Here is a 19,917-nt window from a genome sequence, read left to right as displayed (position 1 = left end):
ACGTTTTCCGCCCAGGCAAGGCCCCATAGCTCAGTTGGATAGAGCAATCGCCTTCTAAGCGATAGGTCGCTGGTTCGAATCCAGCTGGGGTCGCCAACGGAAAATGTGTTGAACACAGCGCATGAGCCCCGCTTCGGCGGGGCTTTTTCATGCGCGCAACCCATTGCGTCGTCGTCGCCCAGACGCTGGAGGCCGGCAGAGCCGGCTCCCAGCGTGTTGAGCGCCCTTACACCGAGAAGTACTTGGCGCGGGGGTGGTGCAGGACGATGGCGGAGGTGCTCTGCTCGGGGTGGAGCTGGTCCTCGTCCGACATCTCGATGCCGATGCGGCCGGCGTCCAGCAGCTTGAGCAACTGCTCCTGGTCCTTCAGGTTCGGGCAGGCCGGGTAGCCGAAGCTGTAGCGCGAACCCCGGTAGACCTGCTGCAACAGCTTCTCCTTGTCGCGGCTGTCCTCGGACCCGTAGCCCAGCTCCGCGCGGATGCGGGCGTGGACGTATTCCGCCATCGCCTCGGTCATCTCCACCGACAGGCCGTGCAGGTAGAGGTAGTCCTGGTAGCGGTTCTCGGCGAACCACTCCCGCGCCACCTCGGCGCAATGCTGGCCCATGGTGACGACCTGGAGTCCCAGCACGTCGCGTTCCGGATCGTTCACGTCGCGCAGGAAGTCGGCGATGCACTCGCCGTCCTCCTTGGCCTGACGCGGCAGGGAGAAGCGCGCGGCCTCGGTGGTGCCGTCCTCCTCGAACAGGATCACGTCGTTGCCGTCGGCCGCCGCCTTCCAATAGCCGTAGACGGCGGTCGGCCGCAGGATGTTCTCGGTCGCGGCGATGCGCAGGATGCGGTCGAGCACCGGCCGCAGCTCCTTCTTCGACCACTCCTTGAACTCCTCGAAGGACTTGCCGTCCTTCCGGTAGCCCCATTGCAACTGGTAGAGCATCCGCTCGTTGAGATAGGTCACCAGCGTCTTCAGCGGCACGTGGTCGATCAGCTTCGGCCCCCAGAAGGGCGGGGTCGGCACCGGCACGCCCTCGGCCAGCCGGTGACGGCGGGCGCGGATGGCGTCCTTGTCGAGCGGGCCGGTGGCGACGGTGGTCGCCTGCCCCAGGGTGCGGCGGCGGTTGACCGCCTTGCCCGCCCGCTTGGCCTGCTGGATGGCGATCTGCTGGTCGAAGCTGCCGCCCACCACCTGATCCATCAGGGTCAGCCCGTCGAAGGCGTCGCCCGCGTAGGCCACACGGCCGGAGCCGTAGGAGGCCACGCAGTCGCCCTCGACATAGGCGCGGGTCAGCGCGGCGCCGCCCAGCAGGACCGGCACCTCCAGCCCCTCGCGGGTCATCTCGGCGAGGTTCTCGCGCATCACCACGGTGGACTTCACCAGCAGGCCGGACATGCCGACGGCGTCGGCCTTGTGCTCCTTGGCGGCCTGGATGATCGAGGTCACCGGCTGCTTGATGCCGAGGTTGACCACTTTGTAGCCGTTGTTGGTCAGGATGATGTCCACGAGGTTCTTGCCGATGTCGTGGACGTCGCCCTTCACGGTGGCCAGCACCATGGTGCCCTTCTGCTGGCCGTCGGCCTTCTCCATGTGCGGCTCCAGCCACGCCACGGCGGCCTTCATCGTCTCGGCCGATTGCAGGACGAAGGGAAGCTGCATCTTGCCGGCGCCGAACAGCTCGCCCACCACCTTCATGCCGTCGAGCAGGTAGGTGTTGATGATCTCCAGCGGCGGGTGGGTCTTCATCGCCTCGTCGAGATCGACCTCCAGCCCGGTGCGGTCGCCGTCGACGATGCGCTCCTTCAAGCGGTCCTCGACGTTTTCGGCGCGTGCCTTCTTCTTGGCGTCCGCCGCCTTGCGGCCCTCGAACAGCGCGATGAAGGCGTGCAGCGGGTCGTAACCCTCCGCCCGGCGGTCGAAGATCAGGTCCTCGGCGGTCTTGACCTCGTTCTCGGGGATCTGGTGCAGCGGCAGGATCTTGGAGACGTGGACGATGGCCCCGGTCATCCCCCGCTTGACCGCGTGGTCGAGGAACACCGAGTTCAGCACGTGGCGCGCCGCCGCGTTCAGGCCGAAGGAGATGTTGGAGAGGCCGAGGATGATCTGGCAGCCGGGCATCTCGCGGGCGATGGCCTCGATGCCCTCCAGCGTCCAGATGCCGAGCTTGCGGTCGTCCTCGTTGCCCGTCGCGATGGTGAAGGTCAGCGGGTCGAACAGCAGGTCGGCGGGCGCCAAGCCATACTCGTTCACCGCCAGATCATACAGCCGCTTGGCGATCTCCAGTTTGCGGTCCGGAGTCTTCGCCATGCCCTCCTCGTCGATGGTCAGCGCGATGACCGCCGCGCCGAACTTCTTGGCGAGCGCCAGACGCTTGCGCGCCGGCTCCTCGCCGTCCTCGAAGTTGATGGAGTTCAGGATCGCCTTGCCGCCGTAGAGCGCCAGCGCCTGTTCCAGCACGGTGTATTCGGTGGAATCGATCACCAGCGGCGCCGTGACCGAGCCGACGAAGCGCGCCATCACCGCGTTCATCTCCGCCACCTCGTCGCGGCCGACGAAGGCGGTGCAGACGTCGAGCGAATGCGAGCCTTCCTTGACCTGCTCGCGCGCCATCTCGACGCAGCCGTCCCAGTCGTGGCGCTCCTGCAACTCGCGCCACTTCTTGGAGCCGTTGGCGTTGCAGCGCTCGCCGATGGCGAAGAAGGCGTTCTCCTGGCGCAGTGTGACCTGGCTGTAGAGCGAGGCCACCGCCGGCACCCAATGCACCGTGCGGCCCTTCGGGTTCGGCCGGTGCGAGCCGGCCGGCGCCAGCTTGCGCAGCATCTCGTGCGCCGCCGCGATGTGCGGCACGTTGGTGCCGCAGCAGCCGCCGACGAGGTTCACCCCGTCCTCGACCACGAAGCGCTCCAGCCAATGGGCGAAGTCGCCGGCCAGCAGCGGGTAATGCGTCTTGCCGTCCACCAGTTCCGGCAGCCCGGCGTTGGGCTGGACCGAAACGAGGCCCGGCCAGTTCTGGGTCAGCCAGCGGACGTGCTCGCTCATCTCCAGCGGGCCGGTGGCGCAGTTCAGCCCCATCAGCGGCACGTCGAGCGCCTGGATGACGGTCGCCGCCGCCGCGATGTCGGTGCCGACCAGCAGCGTGCCGGTGGTCTCCACCGTCACCTGGACGAAGACCGGCGTGTCGGACTTGGCCTCCAGCCGCGCCCGCTTGATCCCGTTGACGGCGGCCTTGATCTGCAAGGGATCCTGGCAGGTCTCCACCAGGATGGCGTCGGCCCCGCCGGCGATCAGTCCGGCGGCCTGGACGTAGAAGCTGTCCTCGGCCGGCTGGTAGGCGATGTGCCCCAGGCTCGGCAGCTTGGTGCCCGGCCCGATGGAACCGATGACGAAGCGTGGCCGCCCGTCGGTGAAGGTCGCCGCCGCCTCGCGCGCCAGCTCGACGGCGCGCTGGTTGATCTCGAAGGCTTTTTCCGAGATGCCGAACTCGCCCAGCGTCACGGGGGAGGCGCCGAAGGTGTCGGTCTCCACCATGTCGGCGCCGGCCTCGAAATAGCCGCGATGGATCTCGCGGACGATGTCGGGGCGCGACAGCGGCAGGATGTCGGTGCAGTTCTCGTGCCCCCAGTAATCCTTCTCGACGTCGAGGTCGAGCGCCTGGATGCGGCTGCCGAATCCGCCGTCGCAAAGCAGAACGCGGTCACGCAGGGTGTCGAGGATGTGAGCCATGGGGAGAGTTCTTATCCGTTGCTTCAGGCGTCTTCGGGAAGATCAGGAGAGACCGTGGCGGTTGACCGGCCACCAGTCGGGGTCGAGAACTTGATCGAGGGTGTAGGGGCCGTCGGTGAGGGAGAGTTCGACGGCCGTTCGATCCTGCTCCAGTCCATCGATGGCGTAGTCGCGGCCGCGCCGGTACGCTTTGGCGAAGTCGAGCTTGCCTCGAAGGCTAGGGCTGTCGGCCAGCGCATCGTTCGCCTGATCACGCTGCTCGCGAACCAACCGGCGCCACCCGCCGCGCAGGTCCGCAGCCGGCGAGTGTTCCAGCTTCAGAAGGTGTTCGATCGCACGGACCAGCGCGCTTTCGACCGCGCGCAATTGCGACCGGCCCATGCTCTCGATCTCCTCGGCGACGTTCTCCCAGTCGATGGGCGTGTTGATCCGCTCGCGTGACGCTTCCCGCAGCAGGCGAGCCTGCTCCTCGGTCCAGGCGAGGAAGTCGGTGTCGTAGCCGATCCGGCTGTCCATGCGTCAGCCCTCCAGCCCGTGGCGGTTCGCCGGCCACCAATCGGGGTTGCGCACATCCTCCAGCGCGTAGGGGCAATCCGCCGGAAGCGCGTCGATGTCGAGGCTGTCGTCCTGGCAGGCGTCATCATGCCCGTCGAGCCACGCCTTGCCCAGACTCTCGGCGGGCCAGCGGTGCAGGCTCGGATGCTCCTCCAGAGCTTCCTCCAGATGGCGCCGCGCCTTCGTCACCGACACCCGCCATTTCCGGCGCGGATACGGATCGGGCGAGTGCTCCAGTTTCAGGAGATGCTCGATCACCGTGGCGAGGTGGCTGCGGATGGCGCTCTTGACCTGCCCGCCCATGATGTCGAGTTCCTCGGCGATGTGCTCCCAGTCGATGGGCGTGTTGGGGCGTTCCTGGGCGGCCTCGCGGAGCAGGCGCGCCTGCTCCTGGGTCCAGGCGTAGAAATCCGTGTCGTACCCGATCCGGCTGTCCATGGAATCCGCCCTCCGCGCCGCCAACACCCGAGCTTAGCACAAGGCCGCGCTACCCGGCGACCGGCGCCGGAGCCGCCGCCGGGGCGGCCTTCGCCTTCACCCCCAGCATGCGGCAGATGGCGATGGTCAGATCCGAGCGGTTCAGCGTGTAGAAGTGGAAATCCTTGATCCCCTGCGCCTGCAAGGCCTGGCACTGCTCCGCCGCCACCGTCGCGGCGACCAGTTGCCGGGTCTCCGGGTCGGCGTCCAGATCCTCGAAGGTCGACGCCAGCTTGGCCGGCATCGAGGCGCCGCATTTCCCGGCGAACTCCACCGCGCGGGCGAAGTTGGTGATCGGCAGGATCCCCGGCACGATCGGCACGTGGATGCCCGCCGCCGCGCAACGGTCGAGGAAGCGGAAATAGGCGTCGTTGTCGAAGAAGAACTGGGTGATGGCGCGGGTCGCCCCGGCGTCCACCTTGCGCTTCAGGTTGTCGAGGTCGAACTGGGCGCTCGGCGCCTCAGGATGGCTTTCCGGGTAGGCGGCGACCGAGATCTCGAAATCGGCGATGCGTTTCATCCCCGCCACCAGATCGGCGGCGTAGGCGTAGCCGCCGGGGAACGGCTCGTAGGTGCCGCCCACGCCGCCGGCCGTCTCCGGCGGGTCGCCGCGCAACGCCACCAGATGGCGGATGCCGGCGTCCCAATAGGTGCGGGCGATGGAGTCGATCTCGTCCCGCGTGGCGCCGACGCAGGTGAAATGCGCCGCCGCCGGGATGCCGGCCTCGGCCTGGATGCGGCAGACGGTGGCGTGGGTGCGCTCGCGCGTCGAGCCGCCGGCCCCGTAGGTCACCGACACGAAGCTCGGCGCCAGCGGGGCCAGCCGCCGGATCGACTGCCACAGGCTCTGCTCCATCTTCTCCGTCTTCGGCGGAAAGAACTCGAAGCTGACGGACGGCGTGGCAGAGATGGGCGCGGTCATGACGAAACTCCGCTGAGCGAGAGGGCGGTTTGCGGGGAAGCGGCGGCGGCGCGGGTCGCCGGCCAGATGGACACGGTGAGCGGATCGCCCGGCAGATGGGCCACCGGACCGCAGGTCAGCCCGGACTGGCGGCACCAGCCCGCGACCTCCTGGTCGGAGAAGCCGAGCCGGCGGTGCGCGTGTTCCTCGCGCAGCGTCTCCAGCGCGTGGGGGGCGAAATCGACGATCAGCAGGCGCCCGCCGGGGCGCAGCACGCGCGCGGCCTCGGCGACGACCTCGGCCGGCGATTCGGTGAAGTGCAGCACCTGATGGATCACCGCCGCGTCGAAGGACCCGGACGGGAAGGGCAACTGGTACATGTCGGCCTGCCGCACGTGGCAGTGGCGCAAACCCGCCTCCTCCAGCGTGGTGCGGGCGACGGCCAGCATCTCGCGCGACTGGTCTACCCCGACCGCGCGCTGGACCCGTGGCCCCAGCACCTCCAGCATCCGACCGGTGCCGGTGCCGATGTCCAGCAGTTCCTCCACCCCGTCCTCGGGGAACAGGCGCAGCAGGGCGGCCTCGACCTCCCCCTCCGCCACATGCAGGGAGCGGATTTCGTGCCAGCGGGCGGCGTTCTCGCGGAAATAGGTGGCGGCGGTCTCGGACCGGCCGCGCTTGATCGCCTCCAGCCGCTCCAGGTCGAGGGTCAGGGTCGGGTCGCTGTCGGGGATCGCGTCGACCAGCACGCGGGCCAGCGCCGCCGAGGCGCCCCTTTCGGCCAGCCGGTAGAAGGCGAAGGTCCCCTCGCGGAAGCGGTCGAGCAGACCGGCGTCGCACAGCAGCTTCAGATGGCGCGAGACGCGCGGCTGGCTCTGGCCCAGGATCTGGGTCAACTCGGTCACCGTCAGCTCGCCATGCGCGCAGAGCGCCAGCAGCCGGAGCCGCGTGGTCTCCGCCGCCGCCTTCAGGGTCGCAAGCAGATCGTCCATGCCACACACACCCGCGAATCACCCGCCGGAGACGTCCAGCCGGGGCACGGCACAGCGCCGTTCCGAATACAGATATAAAGATATCTTTATGCGTCGTAAATCACTTTCTCGCGACCGCTTCGGCAATAAAAGACCGAAATCCACGCGCGATCCCAGCGCCTACGGTGGCGGGTTACCCCGGAACTTCCGCCGCGTGGGCTGGTCAAACCGCCAAGCCTGTGTTACTCCACGAAAAGGTGGAGTCTGGACGATTTTTCGCACAGACTCCATCCGAACGCGCCGCCGCCCCAGCCAGAGTCGAGAACTCCAGCCCCGGGAGTTTCCGATGCAAGGCCAGGGAAGGACGGCGATCCGACCCGAGTTCGCGCTTACAGAAAAGAGCCGACGCACCATGAAGCTGGCCAGCCTTTCCCGCTCCCTCCTCCGCTCGGCCGCCGTCGCCGCCTTCGCGCTGAGCGTGACCGCCTGCGCGACCCGGCCGGCCGATTCGGGCGCCGACGCCTACGCGGTCAGCGACCCGCTGGAAGGGGTGAACCGCGTCGTCTTCGGATTCAACGATGTGGTGGACACGGTGGCCCTGCGGCCCGCCGCCGAGGTCTACGTCACCATCGTTCCCGATCCGGTGCGCGACTCGATCCACAGCTTCATCGACAACCTGATGTCGCCGATCTACATCGCCAACAACCTGCTGCAGGGCGATTTCGAGGGCGCAGGCCACGCCACCGGCCGCTTCCTGACCAACACCGTGCTGGGCGCCGGCGGCATCGCCGACGTGGCGACCGCGGCCGGCATCCCCAACAAGCCGGAGGATTTCGGCCAGACGCTGGCGGTGTGGGGAGTCGGCAGCGGCCCCTATCTGGTGCTGCCGCTGCTGGGACCCTCGAACCTGCGCGACACGGTCGGCTACGGCGTGGACACGGTCGGCGACCCGATCCGCATCTGGGCCTACGCCAACGACCACAAGACGCTGAGCTACGTCCGCACCGGCGTCAGCGCGGTCGACGCCCGGTCGCAGGTGCTCCAGTCGGTGGACGACCTGCGCCGCAACTCGCTGGACTTCTACGCCACGGTGCGCAGCCTGTACCAGCAACGGCGTCAGGCGGACATCGCCAACAAGCCGGCCGGCGCCCCGGAATTCCCGGACTTCACCGCGCCTCCGGCCAAGTAACCGGCCTCTGGACGGCGGCGCTCGCAACGGGCGCCGCCCCGGTCCTTTTCGGGGTCCTCCCTCCATCGAAGGTCACATGACCGTTGACAACGGCCGCGCGACCGCCACTTTTGGCCCTACCATGCTGACACGTCGCCTGTTTGTCGCGTGCGCGGCCCTGCTCGCGGTGAGCAGCTGGGCCGGGCGCCCCCTCCTCTCCCCCGCCTTCGCGCAGAGCGCGGATGCGGGAGCCGCTGCGTTCATCCAGAAACTGGGGAACGACGCCATCGCAACCTTCTCGGACAAGGCCAAGCCGCGCCAGCAGGCCTTGGACCAGTTCCGGACGCTGCTCTACAAGGGCTTCGACGTCCCCTACATCGGGCGCTGGGTGCTCGGCCGCTATTGGAACGAGGCGACCGAGGCCGAGCAGGCCGAGTACCAGAAGCTGTTCGAACAGCTGATCGTGACCACCTACGCCGAACGCTTCATCGAGTATTCGGGCGAGACCTTCCGCATCGCCGGCACCGCGCCGGAGGGCGAGACCGACACCATGGTCACGACCCAGATCGTCCGTCCCAACGGCCCGCCGATCAACGTCGCCTGGCGTGTCCGCAAGCGGGGCGCCGACTACAAGATCATCGACATGGTGGTGGAGAATGTCAGCATGGGCGTGACCCAGCGGCAGGAATTCGCCTCCGTCGTCGCGCAGAACGGCGGCAAGGTCGCCGGGCTGATCCAGGCCCTGCGCCAGAAGGTCGGCCGCGCCGGCTGATCGTGCCGCGAAGCGGACAGAGCCGAGACATCAAGGCCGCTCCTCCCGGAGCGGCCTTTTTCGTTCGGCGTTCCGTCAGGAGCACCGCTCCACAGGTTGGGGCGGGGCGGGAGCCGCTTCGGCGTCCGGCCGGGTCTCCGGCATCGCCAGCGCGAACAGCGCCAACCCCACGCCGGCCACGGCCGCCAAGCTGAGGAACGCCGCGTTGTAGCCGCCGTGGACGACGATGACGCCGGCCACCGTGGTGCTCAGCGCGGCACCGATGCCCTGCGTGGTGGCGATGGCGCCCTGGCTGACGTTGAAGCGGCCGGTCCCCCGCGTCAGATCCGCGACGACGACCGGGAACAGCGCGCCGAACACCCCCGCTCCGACGCCGTCGAGGACTTGCACGCCGACCAGCCAATAGGGCGCGTCCGACAGCGTGTAGAGCACGCCGCGTATGGGCAGGATGAGGAAGCCGGCGAGGAACAAGGGTTTGCGTCCCCAGTGGTCCGCCTTGGCGCCGACCAGCGCCGCAACCGGCACCATGACGATCTGGGCCGCCACGATGCACAGCGACATCAGCGTGGTTCCCAGATTCCGGTCCTGGAGAGCCAGCTTCTGCCCGACCAGCGGCAGCATCGCCGCGTTGGCGAAATGGAACAGCGACACGCACACCGCGAAGACCAGCAGAGGGCGGCAGGTGAGGATCGCGCGCAGGCTGGAGGGCTCTTCCCGCCCATGGGCGTCCCCTGGAACCGTCTCGGCATCGAGCCCGCGCGCGACGTCGTGGTCGATGGCCGTTCCGTCGATCCTCCAGATGGCGACGACGCTGGCGACCGTCATCGCCGTCATCAGCCAGAACACCGCAATGGGACCGAAGGCGTAGGCGGCGACACCGGCCAGCGCGGCGGCCACGGCGTTGCCGGCGTGGTTGAAGGATTCGTTGCGGCCGATGCGCCGTGTGAAGGCCCGTGGCCCGACCAGCCCCAGGGTGACGGCGGCGATGGCCGGCGGGAACAGCGCTCCGGCCGCCCCGGTGACGGCCTGGACGACCGCCACCAGCGAGAATTCGGGCAGCCAGGGCAGCAGAAGCGAACCGCCGGTCACCAGCAGGGCGGCGGCGGCCATGACTCCCCGCTTCCACCGGGTGCGGTCGATCAGGGCGCCGGCCGGCATCTGGGCGACGATGCCCGCGATGCCGCCGATGGACATCACGACGCCGATGCTCGCCTCGTCCCAACGCTGGACGATCAGCAGGTAGATGGCGAGGTAGGGGCCCAATCCGTCGCGCACATCGGCCAGGAAGAAGTTCAGCCAATCCAAGGTCCGATGATGCGGACGTGCGCTCATGATCGCGTCTCCGTGAGGGAAAAGGGGAAAGCCCCAGCCTGAACACGCCAGCCGGGCATACGGCCGATCCGGACCGTGGGTGCGATCGAACAGACGCGAATCCGTGACGCGGCCCCCCGAAGCCGCTATCGTTGCGGCCAAGGCACCTGCCTTTCGTCATAGTCGCAACCGGGACCACCGACGCCATGGCCGAACGCGATCCGAACGAGGTCGAGGAGATCCGCAAGATCATCCTGTCCCATCAGGCGTGGCTGAAGCGGCCCGGCAGCGGCAAGCGCGCGGATCTCAGCTTCCGCGACCTGTCGCGGCTGAACCTGGAACGGGTGGCGTTGGCCGGCGCCAAGCTGGCCGGGGCCAACCTGACCAACACGCGGATGGTGAAGGCCGATCTGGGCCAAGCCGACCTGTTCGGCGCCGACATGGAGGGCGTCAACCTGACCGCCGCCACTCTGGCCGGGGCCGACCTGCGCGGCGCCAACCTGCACCGGGCGCTGCTGACCGACGCCAACCTGCGCGGCGCCGATTTCCGGGCCGGCGAACTGTTGGACGACACCCGCAAGACGACGCGCGGCACCGGAACCACGCGGCTGACCGAAGCGAAGATGGAGCGCTCGATCCTGGCCGGCGCCAATTTCGCCGGCTGCGACCTGACCGGAGCCGACCTGAACGACGCCGACCTGACGGGGGCGGAGCTGACCTCGGCCGTGCTGATGGGCACGGATTTCTGCGGGGCGACGCTGGACGGCGCGGTCTTCGGCAACACGGTGATGGACCAGGCGGCGCTGACGCGGACCTACATCCCCTTTGCCCTGCCGCCCGACGCCATCGTGCCGCCCAATTACACCGCGATGCCGGTCGCCGCCTTCCTGGAGCTGGTCGCCGCGCACGAGCGCTGGGTGGACAGCGGCGGGGCGGAGGGGGCGCGGCTCGACCTCGACCTCGTTTCGGTGGCGGGCGCCGATCTTGCCGGACGCTCGCTGGCCGCCGCGCGCCTGCGCCGCTGCCGTCTGCCCGGCGCGCGCCTGACCAAGGCCAGCCTGGAAATGGCGGAACTGTCCTACATCGACCTCGACGAGGCCGATCTGAGCGAGGCCGTGCTGCGCGGGGCCACCCTGCGCCGCGCCTATCTCTCGCACGCCCTGCTGGTGCGGGCCGACGCCCGGCCGGCGCAGCTCGCGGGCGGGCGGTCCTGGCCGACGAACTTCGACGGCGCCGATTTTTCCGACGCCGACCTGCGCCACGCCCGGATGGGCGAGGCGCTGGTGCGCGGCGCCACTTTTCTCAACACCCTGATCGACGGCAGCGGGATCGACCTCACCAACGCGGCTCTGCCCTCTCCCCCGCCTCCGATGGAGGAGCGGCGGCGCCAGAAGCGCTTCGTCCGTCCCGGCTTGGTCGTCCACACCGAACACGGCGCGTTCCCGACCCGCAACTGGTCGGTCGGCGGCTTGTGCCTGCTGGCGGTGAACCAGCCCTACCGTCCGGGCCAGACCTTCCAGGCCCGCGTGGTGATGGCCGACCGGCAGGAGATCGCGGCGGTGGCGAACCTGACCGTCCTGCACCGTGACGAGGAGCGCGGGCAACTGTCGGTGCGCTTCCACCAGTATGGCGACGATCTGAAGGGCCTGCTGAAGGCGGCCTTCCTGGAGCATCAAAAACTAACCGGCTGAAGATGTCGGCGATTGCGTGTGCCACTCTTTGTGAGCATGGCATTGGCGCGAACATTACTAATAAAAAATCCAAATGGCGTCTTGAAGAAGCCAGCGGACATCTGCGCAAAGATTCTTTTCAAAGACTTCGCCAAAATAAAATAAATCGCGCCAATATTATGGCGCTTTGGAACGAATTTTTCAAAGGCTTGTTGATCGGAGGTGCGCCATTCAAGGCCACAAGAGTTGGAGGCTTTCATGGCGGACGAGCAAAAACCCAAAAAGGTTGGAGTCTACGACGGGCCGGGAGCGGCGGCGGGTCTCAACTGGACCTGGATCGTCGTTGGCTTGATCGTCGTGGCGATCGTCATCTACCTGCTGATGCGTTGATCCATGGCGGTCTCCGATCAGCCCGAGACCGTGATTCCCCTGCATGAGGAATCGCTGACCTTCGACACGCGCCGGGTGGAACGGAGCCGCGTGCGCGTGTCCACCAAGGTGGTCGAGCACGAAAGGCTGGTCCGGCAGTCCCTGGAGCAGGAGGAGGTCGAGGTCACCCGCGTGCCCGTCGATCGCGCAATCGATGAATACCCCGGGATCCGTCAGGACGGCGACCTCACTATCGTTCCGCTCGTCGAGGAGATCCTCGTGGTCGAGCGCCGTTTGATGCTCCGCGAGGAAATCCACATCCGCAAGACCAGACACACCGTCGACGTCGAGCAACCCGTCACCACGCGCTCCGAAGAGGTCTGCGTCGAACGCATCGACGCCTCTGGCACGGCCAGCGCCGACACCACCGTCCAGCCCGAGGAATAGAGCATGTCCAAAACCATCGTAGCCCTGTACGACGACCGAACCGACGCCGAAAGCGCCCTGCGCGATCTGGAGAGCGACGGCTTCGAACGCAACGCCATCGCGATCACCTCGCACGCCGACCGCATGGCCGTCGGCGATGCCCCTCGGGAAGGCGGTTTCCTGTCCCAGCTGACCGGCTGGGGCGTTCCCGACCAGGACGCTCATGTCTACGCCGAAGGGGTGCGGCGCGGCGGCTCCCTTCTGAAGATCCGGCTGGACGACGCGGACGTGGACCGGGCCCTCGCGGTCCTGGAGCGCGGCAAGGTCATCGACATCGAGGAGCGCGGCGGCGCCTACCGCGCATCGGGCTGGGCCGGCTACGACGAGACGTCGTCCTATTACGACGAGCGTTCCGTGGCCGAGGAACGCGCCCGCTACGCGGTTACGCAGACCACGCCGGACGTGCGTCTCTCCAGCGCCGCCGAGGCGTTGCGGGACACCAACACCACCGCCGCGACGAGCGCCGGGCGCGAGGAGCAGATCCCGATCGTCGAGGAGACGCTCAACGTCGGCAAGCGCAGCGTGGAGCGCGGTGGCGTGCGGGTGCGCAGCTACATCGTCGAAACGCCGGTGGAGGAGACGATTCGTCTGCGCGACGAAACCGTCACCGTCGAGCGGCGCCCCGGCGACCAGGCCGCGCTGGGGAGCGTTCCGGCCGACGCCTTCCGCGAGCGCACCATCGAAGTGACCGAGACCGATGAGGAGGCGGTGGTCGAGAAGGCCGCCTATGTCCGCGAAACCTTGGTCGTCCGCAAGGACGTCGAGGACCGCACCGAAACCGTGCGCGACACGGTCCGCCGCACCGAGGTGGAGGTCGACGACGCTCGCAAGTCCGGAAGCCCGGTCCCCGGCGCCCGTCCGGACAGCATCGAACGATAAACGTCCGCAAGGGCGACAAGGAAAGCGAACGGAACGGCCGGCGGACAGCGATCCGCCGGCCGTTCCGTTCCTGCAACCGTTTCCGGCACGGGATTGAGGATGGTTCCGTACGATCGGGTCTCCCGATTGCCGGTGGCGGCCCCCATATAAGGGGCGGACGACGACTCATCCGGGGCAAACGCGGCGACGGGGGAAGCGAATGGCGACCTTGAAGGAGTTCGAAGACGCTTTGACGGCGGCGGGCAACACCGAAGCCCTGGCCATCCTGCAAACCCTTCGGGAGCGCGACCGCGCCACACGCTCGGTCCGCCCGGCCCGGCGGCTGACCGGCCGGAAGATGACGCCGGAACTGGCGTCGGAGGTGCTGTATCTCCACCGGAACACCGAGATGACGCAGCAGGAGATCGCCTTTCAACTGGGCGTCAACCAGGGCCGCGTGAACGAGGTCATCAAGCGGGGAAAATGGCTGGACGGCGATCCCGCCTCTCCCGAGGCCGTGGCGCGCGACAAGGCCGTCAAGCGCGCGGAAAAGGGCGTGGGTGTCGCGCCACGCCGCCCGTCGGCGCGAAAGACGGCATCGCCCAAGCCAGGGATGCCCGAGTCGGGGATGCCCGAGTCGGGGATTCTCAAGTCGGGTGATGGGCCCCGGCGCGCGGTCGCCAGCGCATCCCCAAGCCAGGAGCGACAGGCGAAGGAGCCTCCTCCTGCGAAAGAGCGCAAGCCGGGTGTGTCCGATCAACTGTTGCTCGACGGCATCTGACGCAACCCGGCGCGCCGGCCGGGCCCTCCGTCACCCGGAACAAATTTGGTATCCCAGCGTTCGGAGAGGGCGAGAGCGACCGACTCCACAAGAGGGAATCATGAACCAGGAACGCTTCAATCTGGACCTTCGCAAATTCCTCAAGGAGGTTGGCGTCACCTCGCAGAGGGAGATCGAGAAGGTGGTCGACCAGGCGCTGGCCGACGGGCGCTTGAAGGGGAACGAGACCCTGTCGGCGCGAATGGTGCTGACCATCGACGGCCTCGACCTCACCCACGAGATCAAGGGGGCCATCGCGCTGGAGTAGGGCCGCCATCCGGTTCCCCCCCGATAGCGCCCCTTTCCCCTGACGGCTACAGTCTCTCCACCCCGCCGCAACCGGCAACCGGTCGATGACCTTCCGCCCGGCGCAGCGCGTGCAGCAGTTTGCAAGTCGGCTTGCGGCGGGGTTTTCAACCGTTTCAGGGGCTTTGGTCCGTCCGCTCGGGCGCTCAGGCCTCGTCGTATCCGGGCTCCCGCGTCTGGCCCTCGCGGTCGTCGGCCTTTTCGGGTTTGGGCGCGTTGCCGGTGTCGGGTTGCTTGGGCGCCTGTTTGTTGATGGCGCCGGGGACCGGTTGGTCTTCCATGGGTTTGTCACTCATCGCGGTGTCTCCGGTTGGGGATGATGCGACTCAACAACAGGGGCGGGCGGGCTTCGTCCCACGCCGCTTGCCAGACCGGAGGGGCCGGTCGGCGGAATTGTCAAGTTCGCGCCCGAATGACGCGCAGGCTGCGGTTGTCCGGCGCGCCGCCATCCCCATCTACAGCGGGATGATGCCTCCGATGCCCCCCCGCCTCTTCGTCTTCGCCGCCCTGGCGTTCCTGTCGCTGTCCGGTCCCGCGCTGGCCGATTGCGCCGATCCGGCCGAACCGAAGGTGACGTGGCGCCGCTGCTCCTTCGAGGGGCAGGCGATGGCGGAGGCGAAGCTGGCCGGCGCCACCCTGCGCGACACCAGTTTCCAGCGCTCGACCCTCAACAAGGCCGACCTCAGCGAGGCCGACGGCTACCGCACGAAATTCATCAGCGCCACCGCGCGTGGCGCGCGGTTCGACGGCGCGCGGCTGCTCGAAGCGGATTTCACCCGCGCCGATCTGACCGGAGCCACGTTCCGCGACGCCGACCTGCGCAACGCCAAGATGGTCGGAGCGTCGCTGGCCAACGCCGACTTCACCGGCGCGAAGCTGGGCGGCACGGATTTCCGGCACGCCGACCTGTCCGGCGCCCGCTGGATCGACGGCGCGCGCGTTTGCGCGGACAGTTCGATTGGTCAGTGCAACTAATGGACGCCAACGCGGTAAGGACCTGCAACAGAACGCTCTTGCTCAAGCTTTAAACCTTGCGTACCCTTCGGGATCGAACGATTTTTCCGATGGGCAACGACGTTGAGCGACACGGACGATTTCGAAAGGACCAGCGCCCTGGCAAGCCGGGCGCTGGACCGGATGCTGTCCGACCGGTTGCCGCCGAGTCCCGACAACTTCACGCTCTGGTACGTTTATTACAGCGGCCAGCACCCCGACCTGACGCGGGCGGTGGACACCGCCAGCCGTAGCGGCATCGCCCTGTCGCAGGCGCTCTGCGAGGAGCTGTTCAAGCGCTTCTTCACGCTGGACGCCGAGGTTCAGGCGATCCGCGAGACCTCCGACAAGGCGCGCTACGCGCTGGGCCGCGTGCTGGAGCAGCTGGGCAACGTCGGGTCGGAGACCGAGCGCTACGGCCACGCCCTGACCGGCTTCCAGGACGAGCTGACGCAGCCCCTGACCCTGCCGGACCTGCGCGCCATGGTCGCGGCCATCGCCGCCGAGACGGCGGCCATCGTCGATCGCCAGACGGCGCTCCAACTCCAGCTCCAGGAATCGAGCCACCAGTTGGCGGAGATGCGGGTCAGCCTGGACAGCGCCCGGCGCGAGGCGATGACCGACGGCCTGACCGGGATCGCCAACCGCAAGGCCTTCGACCTGATGCTGCTCGACGCCATCCAGGAGGCCGGGCGCGATGGGCTGCCGCTGTCGCTGCTGATGATGGACATCGACCACTTCAAGACCTTCAACGACACGCACGGCCATCTGGTCGGCGACCATGTGCTGAAGCTGGTCGCGCGCATGCTGACCGAATGCATCAAGGGCCGCGACACCGCCGCGCGCTACGGCGGGGAGGAGTTCGCGATCATCCTGCCGCGCACCGCGCTGGACAACGCGGCCAAGGTGGCGGAGCAGGTGCGGACCTTCGTCGGCGGCCGGCAGATCGTCAACAAGGCGCGCAACGCCAATTACGGCACCGTCGCCCTGTCGATCGGCGTCGCCCAGTTCCGGCCGGGGGAGGGGGCGACCGCCTTCGTCCGCCGCGCCGATCAGGCGCTCTACGCCGCCAAGCGCGGCGGGCGCAACCAAGTCAAGCTGGAGGCTTAAGCTCCGGCCCCGCTTGCCCCCTCCCCATCCCTCCCCCGCTTTGCGGGAGAGGGGGCAGGAGCTTTGTCGGCGTTCGGCGGCAGTCCCCTCTCCCGCGAAGCGGGGGAGGGTTAGGGAGGGGGCAAGCGGGGCCGAAACCTCCAAAATCCTGCTCAGCCCCCGGCCAGCCGGCGGATCGCCGAGCCGGTTCCTTCCAGCAATTCGGCGACGACCTCCGCCGCCGGGCGGCGCCTAGCCAGCCGCACTCCCTGTCCGGCCCAGAGCGACAGGAATTCGGCGCGGCCCTGCTGGGCGGCGGCGGTGCGCAGCGGGCGGGTCAGCGCGTTCTGGAGCGGGAAGGGCAGCACCGCGCCCGGCTTGTCCGGGTCTTCGACGCTTTCCATGAACCGGTTGAGGATGCCGCGCGCCGGCCGCCCGGAGAAGGCGTGGGTCAGCCGGATCTGGTCCTCCCCGGCGGCCAGGATCGCCTGCTTGTGGGCCTCGGAGGCGCCGGCCTCGTCGCAGGTCAGGAAGACGGTGCCGAGCTGCACCGCGACCGCCCCCAGCGCCAGGGCGGCGGCGATGCCGCGTCCGTCCATGATGCCGCCCGACGCGATCACCGGCACCCGCACCGCGTCCACCACCTGCGGAACCAGCGCCATGGTGCCGATCAGATTGGCCGCCGGATCGCCGAGGAAGCTGCCGCGATGGCCGCCGGCCTCGCTGCCCTGGGCGATCACCGCGTCGACGCCGGCCTGCTCCAACGCCACGGCCTCGGCGACGGTGGTCGCGGTGCCCATCACGCGGATGCCGCGCGCCTTGGCGGCCTGCACCGTGTCGGCGGGCGGCAGGCCGAAGGTGACGCTGAACGCCGCCGCCCCGCTGTCGAGCACCGCAGGCCATTGGCCGGCGAAGGGATCGCCGGCGTGGGCGGGCGCAATGGGGGCGGGCAGGCCGAGTTCGGCGAAGAAGGGCGCCACCCGTGCCAGCGCCTCGTCCAACAGCGGGGAAGGCGCCGGGTCCGGCTGCGGCGCGAAGAGGTTGACGCCGAAGGGCAGGGCGGTGCGGGAGCGGATGTCGCGCGCCCGTTCGGCGATCTGCGCCGGGGTGAGGTAGGCGGCGCCGACGAAGCCGAAGCCGCCCGCCTCGTTGACCGCCGCGACCAGGGTGGCGGTGTCGCCGCCGCCCGCCATCGGGGCTTGGATGACCGGGGAACGCAGTCCAAGTCGCTCCAGGATCGTCCGGTTGAGGATCGTGGTGTGCGCGGGCATCGCCGCCTCCGTCGGTTGTGCTGACGGAGGCGATGCTACGCCCGACCACTCATCGTGACCAACGACTTGTTCGGAAGGCAAATTTCACTTTGAGTGAAATCACGCCGCCCGCAGCCACACCGCCGTGTCGTGGAAGGCGGCGCCGCCGGCCGGCGGAATCGGTTCCGGCGAGGTCAGGCTGTTGATGCCGATGCCCTCGACGAAGGCGGTGTTCGGCCAGATGCCTTCGACGATCACCACGCCGCGCGGCACCCCGGCGAAGGGCTTGGCGTGGACTACCACGCTGCCCTGCGTGTTGCCGAGCCGCACGGGCGCGCCCTCGGCCAGGGTCAGTTCCGCCGCGTCCTCGGGATGGATCAGCGCGGTCGGGCGGCCCTCCCGCCGCTGCGAAGTGACGGTCTCGTTGAAGGAGGTGTTGAGGAACTGGCGCGCCGGGGCGGTGACCAACCGGAAGGGGTGTTCGGCGTCGGCCTCGCGGCCCGGCGGCATGTGGTCGGGCATCGTCGGCATCCCGCCATAGGGACCGAGCGCCGCCCAGTCCGGCGCGAAACGGAACTTGCCGTCGGGGAAGGCGAAGCCGTTCAGGAAATGCGAGGTCTCGAAATCGGGCTGGGCGTCGATCCAGCGGTTCTCGCTCAAGCTTGCCGCGTCGCCCAGCTCGGACGCCTTCAGCATGGCGTCGATGATCTCCAGCGCGGTCATGCCGAAGCCGGGATGCTCGGCCCCGACGCGGCGGGCGATCTCGGAGATGACCCAATGGTTCTCGCGGGCTTCGAACTGCGGCTCGATCACCCTGCGGCCGATGACGATGTGCATCTGGCCGCCGCCCCGGTAGATGTCGTCGTGCTCCAGGAAGGTGGTGGCCGGGATCACCAGATCGGCCAGTTGGGCCGTGTCGGTCATGAACTGCTCGTGGACGGCGACGAACAGGTCCTCGCGCAGGAAGCCCTGGCGGACCCGCAGCGAATCCGGGCAGATCGCCGCCGGGTTGGTGTTCTGGATCAGCATCGCCGTCACCGGCGGGCCGCCCTTCAGGTCGCGCGGGTCGCCGGTCAGCACCGCGCCGGTGCGCGACTGGTCGAAGGCGCGGATGCGGGTGTCGACCCGGTCCAGCCCCTCCGACAGGGTCTTGTCCAGGCTGTAGATGCCCGACGAGCAGTAGAGCCCGCCGCCGCCCCGGTGCTGCCACGCGCCGGTGACGATGGGCAGGCAGGACACCGCGTGCATCTGCGCCGCGCCGTTGTGGCTGCGGCTGACGCCGTAGCCGACGCGCAGGTAGCTGCGCTGGGTGCGGCCGTAGAGCTGGGCGAAATCCTCGATCTCGGCGACGGTCAGTCCGGTGATGCGGGACGCCCATTCCGGCGTGCGGGTGGCGAGATGCGCCTCGAAGCGTTCCGGCTCGGCGGTCAGGCGGGCAAGGTAGGCGCGGTCGGCGAAGCCCTCGCGGAACAGCACGTGCATCACCGCGCAGGCCAGCGCCCCGTCGGTGCCCGGCCGCAGCATCAGGTGCAGGTCGGACACCTCGGCGGTGCCGGTGCGGTAGGGGTCGATGGTGACCAGCTTGGCGCCGCGCGTCTTCCGGGCGCGGCTGACATGGGTCATCACGTTGACCTGGGTGGCGACCGGGTTGCCGCCCCAGTTGACGATCAGGTCGCTCTCGGCCATCTCGCGCGGGTCGGCGCCCCGGATGTCGCCGTAGCCGGCCAGCCAGCCCATGTTGGCCGGGGTGTCGCAGACGGTGCTGATCTGGCGGGCGTAGCCCTTGGCGTGGCGCAGCCGCTGGATGGCGCCGCGCTGCACGAGGCCCATGGTCCCGGCGTAGAACAGCGGCCAGACGGACTCCGCGCCCAGCGTCCGCTCGGCGGTCAGGAACTTGTCGGCGATGCGGTCCAGCGCCTCGTCCCAGCCGATCGGCTTCCACTGCCCCGAGCCCTTGGGACCGTCGCGCAGCAGCGGGGTCTTCAGCCGGTCGGGGGAGTGCACCCGCTCGGCGTAGCGGCTGACCTTCGCGCAGATCACGCCGGCGGTGTAGCTGTTGTCGGCCGCACCCCGCACCTTGCCGATGCGGTCGGGCGCGACGCGCTCGACCTCCAGGGCGCAGGTGCTGGGGCAATCATGCGGGCAGGCGGTCGGCAGGAATTGGGCCGGCAAGGCTGGCACTCCGGGCTGGCGGAACGGCGGG

Annotated in this window: 20 protein-coding genes and 1 tRNA gene; 11 read left to right on the top strand and 10 right to left on the bottom strand. The window is 68.7% G+C overall.

The genetic code is table 11. The annotated features are described in order from the left end of the window. The first annotated feature begins 19 nt into the window (after window positions 1–19). A tRNA-Arg gene (locus tag EJ913_RS13275) sits at window positions 20–96 on the top strand. Between the two features lie 130 nt (window positions 97–226). Here the strand turns inward: EJ913_RS13275 and metH are convergent. From metH to EJ913_RS13250, 5 genes are read right to left on the bottom strand one after another with little or no spacing between them, the layout of a single operon-like run. Continuing rightward, window positions 227–3,718, bottom strand: coding sequence for a methionine synthase (metH, locus tag EJ913_RS13270; protein WP_126998561.1), 3,492 nt, complete (start codon window positions 3,716–3,718; stop codon window positions 227–229). A 42-nt stretch (window positions 3,719–3,760) separates the two neighbouring features. Beyond that, a complete protein-coding gene (locus tag EJ913_RS13265; RefSeq protein ID WP_126998559.1) occupies window positions 3,761–4,234 on the bottom strand; it encodes a DUF29 domain-containing protein in 474 nt (157 codons plus the stop codon). Window positions 4,235–4,237: 3 nt separating this feature from the next. Next, window positions 4,238–4,711, bottom strand: coding sequence for a DUF29 domain-containing protein (locus tag EJ913_RS13260; protein WP_126998557.1), 474 nt, complete (start codon window positions 4,709–4,711; stop codon window positions 4,238–4,240). 49 nt (window positions 4,712–4,760) lie between these two features. Then, window positions 4,761–5,672: a methylenetetrahydrofolate reductase [NAD(P)H] gene (gene metF, locus EJ913_RS13255; protein WP_126998555.1), complete on the bottom strand. Its 912-nt coding sequence runs from the start codon at window positions 5,670–5,672 to the stop codon at window positions 4,761–4,763. Further along, complete coding sequence (locus EJ913_RS13250) at window positions 5,669–6,643, bottom strand: ArsR/SmtB family transcription factor (protein ID WP_126998553.1); 975 nt, start codon at window positions 6,641–6,643, stop codon at window positions 5,669–5,671. The genes metF and EJ913_RS13250 overlap by 4 nt, the downstream gene beginning before the upstream one ends. Before the next feature lie 391 nt (window positions 6,644–7,034). Between EJ913_RS13250 and EJ913_RS13245 the strand changes: the two genes are divergently transcribed. Together EJ913_RS13245 and EJ913_RS13240 are read left to right on the top strand one after the other, a co-directional pair. Then, window positions 7,035–7,811 carry an MlaA family lipoprotein gene (locus EJ913_RS13245; protein ID WP_126998551.1) on the top strand — a complete coding sequence of 259 codons (777 nt, stop codon included), beginning with the start codon at window positions 7,035–7,037 and terminating at the stop codon, window positions 7,809–7,811. Window positions 7,812–7,977: 166 nt separating this feature from the next. Next, window positions 7,978–8,562, top strand: a complete 585-nt coding sequence (locus tag EJ913_RS13240) for an MlaC/ttg2D family ABC transporter substrate-binding protein (RefSeq protein ID WP_244939346.1) — start codon at window positions 7,978–7,980, stop codon at window positions 8,560–8,562. A 75-nt stretch (window positions 8,563–8,637) separates the two neighbouring features. Here the strand turns inward: EJ913_RS13240 and EJ913_RS13235 are convergent, their stop codons facing one another. Continuing rightward, window positions 8,638–9,894 (bottom strand): MFS transporter, encoded by a 1,257-nt coding sequence (locus EJ913_RS13235; RefSeq protein ID WP_126998547.1) that lies wholly within the window; start codon window positions 9,892–9,894, stop codon window positions 8,638–8,640. Window positions 9,895–10,079: 185 nt separating this feature from the next. Here EJ913_RS13235 and EJ913_RS13230 point away from each other — a divergent pair, with 185 nt between their 5' ends. Next, window positions 10,080–11,564, top strand: coding sequence for a pentapeptide repeat-containing protein (locus tag EJ913_RS13230; RefSeq protein ID WP_126998545.1), 1,485 nt, complete (start codon window positions 10,080–10,082; stop codon window positions 11,562–11,564). Here the strand turns inward: EJ913_RS13230 and EJ913_RS13225 are convergent. Then, window positions 11,546–11,803, bottom strand: a complete 258-nt coding sequence (locus EJ913_RS13225; protein WP_126998543.1) for a hypothetical protein — start codon at window positions 11,801–11,803, stop codon at window positions 11,546–11,548. The two genes, EJ913_RS13230 and EJ913_RS13225, sit on opposite strands and share 19 nt — an antisense overlap. Between EJ913_RS13225 and EJ913_RS33005 the strand changes: the two genes are divergently transcribed. From EJ913_RS33005 to EJ913_RS13205, 5 genes are all read left to right on the top strand, one after another. Further along, window positions 11,802–11,933, top strand: a complete 132-nt coding sequence (locus EJ913_RS33005) for a hypothetical protein (protein WP_274389805.1) — start codon at window positions 11,802–11,804, stop codon at window positions 11,931–11,933. The two genes, EJ913_RS13225 and EJ913_RS33005, sit on opposite strands and share 2 nt — an antisense overlap. Before the next feature lie 3 nt (window positions 11,934–11,936). Further along, window positions 11,937–12,359 (top strand): YsnF/AvaK domain-containing protein, encoded by a 423-nt coding sequence (locus EJ913_RS13220; protein WP_126998541.1) that lies wholly within the window; start codon window positions 11,937–11,939, stop codon window positions 12,357–12,359. A 3-nt stretch (window positions 12,360–12,362) separates the two neighbouring features. Further along, window positions 12,363–13,277, top strand: a complete 915-nt coding sequence (locus EJ913_RS13215; protein WP_126998539.1) for a YsnF/AvaK domain-containing protein — start codon at window positions 12,363–12,365, stop codon at window positions 13,275–13,277. A gap of 199 nt (window positions 13,278–13,476) precedes the next feature. Continuing rightward, window positions 13,477–14,037, top strand: coding sequence for a sigma factor-like helix-turn-helix DNA-binding protein (locus tag EJ913_RS13210; RefSeq protein ID WP_244939345.1), 561 nt, complete (start codon window positions 13,477–13,479; stop codon window positions 14,035–14,037). Window positions 14,038–14,137: 100 nt separating this feature from the next. After that, window positions 14,138–14,344 carry a DUF6494 family protein gene (locus EJ913_RS13205; RefSeq protein ID WP_126998537.1) on the top strand — a complete coding sequence of 69 codons (207 nt, stop codon included), beginning with the start codon at window positions 14,138–14,140 and terminating at the stop codon, window positions 14,342–14,344. A 184-nt stretch (window positions 14,345–14,528) separates the two neighbouring features. On the opposite strand, the gene EJ913_RS31635 is transcribed toward EJ913_RS13205, so the two are convergent. Beyond that, the gene (locus EJ913_RS31635) at window positions 14,529–14,678 is read right to left on the bottom strand and encodes a hypothetical protein (protein ID WP_185909769.1); all 150 of its coding nucleotides are present in this window, start codon (window positions 14,676–14,678) and stop codon (window positions 14,529–14,531) included. A gap of 181 nt (window positions 14,679–14,859) precedes the next feature. Here EJ913_RS31635 and EJ913_RS13200 point away from each other — a divergent pair, with 181 nt between their 5' ends. Next, window positions 14,860–15,357 carry a pentapeptide repeat-containing protein gene (locus EJ913_RS13200; protein WP_126998535.1) on the top strand — a complete coding sequence of 166 codons (498 nt, stop codon included), beginning with the start codon at window positions 14,860–14,862 and terminating at the stop codon, window positions 15,355–15,357. Window positions 15,358–15,459: 102 nt separating this feature from the next. Then, entirely contained in the window at window positions 15,460–16,485 is a 1,026-nt protein-coding gene (locus EJ913_RS13195; RefSeq protein ID WP_126998533.1) for a GGDEF domain-containing protein, read from the top strand. Between the two features lie 152 nt (window positions 16,486–16,637). On the opposite strand, the gene EJ913_RS13190 is transcribed toward EJ913_RS13195, so the two are convergent. Both EJ913_RS13190 and EJ913_RS13185 read right to left on the bottom strand, forming a co-directional pair. After that, window positions 16,638–17,735: an NAD(P)H-dependent flavin oxidoreductase gene (locus EJ913_RS13190; protein ID WP_126998531.1), complete on the bottom strand. Its 1,098-nt coding sequence runs from the start codon at window positions 17,733–17,735 to the stop codon at window positions 16,638–16,640. Window positions 17,736–17,834: 99 nt separating this feature from the next. Continuing rightward, complete coding sequence (locus EJ913_RS13185; protein ID WP_126998529.1) at window positions 17,835–19,886, bottom strand: molybdopterin oxidoreductase family protein; 2,052 nt, start codon at window positions 19,884–19,886, stop codon at window positions 17,835–17,837. Window positions 19,887–19,917: the final 31 nt, after the last annotated feature.

Source organism: Azospirillum doebereinerae, from assembly GCF_003989665.1.
Taxonomy (GTDB): domain Bacteria; phylum Pseudomonadota; class Alphaproteobacteria; order Azospirillales; family Azospirillaceae; genus Azospirillum; species Azospirillum doebereinerae.
The sequence above is the reverse complement of the archived record's forward strand: the minus strand, read 5'-3'. Positions and strand labels throughout refer to the sequence as shown.

Coding starts and splice junctions, on each gene's coding strand:
- metH (WP_126998561.1), bottom strand. CDS start 3,718: ATGGCTCACATCCTCGACACCCTGCGTGACCGCGTTCTGCTTTGCGAC.
- EJ913_RS13265 (WP_126998559.1), bottom strand. CDS start 4,234: ATGGACAGCCGGATCGGCTACGACACCGACTTCCTCGCCTGGACCGAG.
- EJ913_RS13260 (WP_126998557.1), bottom strand. CDS start 4,711: ATGGACAGCCGGATCGGGTACGACACGGATTTCTACGCCTGGACCCAG.
- metF (WP_126998555.1), bottom strand. CDS start 5,672: ATGACCGCGCCCATCTCTGCCACGCCGTCCGTCAGCTTCGAGTTCTTT.
- EJ913_RS13250 (WP_126998553.1), bottom strand. CDS start 6,643: ATGGACGATCTGCTTGCGACCCTGAAGGCGGCGGCGGAGACCACGCGG.
- EJ913_RS13245 (WP_126998551.1), top strand. CDS start 7,035: ATGAAGCTGGCCAGCCTTTCCCGCTCCCTCCTCCGCTCGGCCGCCGTC.
- EJ913_RS13235 (WP_126998547.1), bottom strand. CDS start 9,894: ATGAGCGCACGTCCGCATCATCGGACCTTGGATTGGCTGAACTTCTTC.
- EJ913_RS13230 (WP_126998545.1), top strand. CDS start 10,080: ATGGCCGAACGCGATCCGAACGAGGTCGAGGAGATCCGCAAGATCATC.
- EJ913_RS33005 (WP_274389805.1), top strand. CDS start 11,802: ATGGCGGACGAGCAAAAACCCAAAAAGGTTGGAGTCTACGACGGGCCG.
- EJ913_RS13225 (WP_126998543.1), bottom strand. CDS start 11,803: ATGAAAGCCTCCAACTCTTGTGGCCTTGAATGGCGCACCTCCGATCAA.
- EJ913_RS13220 (WP_126998541.1), top strand. CDS start 11,937: ATGGCGGTCTCCGATCAGCCCGAGACCGTGATTCCCCTGCATGAGGAA.
- EJ913_RS13215 (WP_126998539.1), top strand. CDS start 12,363: ATGTCCAAAACCATCGTAGCCCTGTACGACGACCGAACCGACGCCGAA.
- EJ913_RS13210 (WP_244939345.1), top strand. CDS start 13,477: ATGGCGACCTTGAAGGAGTTCGAAGACGCTTTGACGGCGGCGGGCAAC.
- EJ913_RS13205 (WP_126998537.1), top strand. CDS start 14,138: ATGAACCAGGAACGCTTCAATCTGGACCTTCGCAAATTCCTCAAGGAG.
- EJ913_RS31635 (WP_185909769.1), bottom strand. CDS start 14,678: ATGAGTGACAAACCCATGGAAGACCAACCGGTCCCCGGCGCCATCAAC.
- EJ913_RS13200 (WP_126998535.1), top strand. CDS start 14,860: ATGCCCCCCCGCCTCTTCGTCTTCGCCGCCCTGGCGTTCCTGTCGCTG.
- EJ913_RS13190 (WP_126998531.1), bottom strand. CDS start 17,735: ATGCCCGCGCACACCACGATCCTCAACCGGACGATCCTGGAGCGACTT.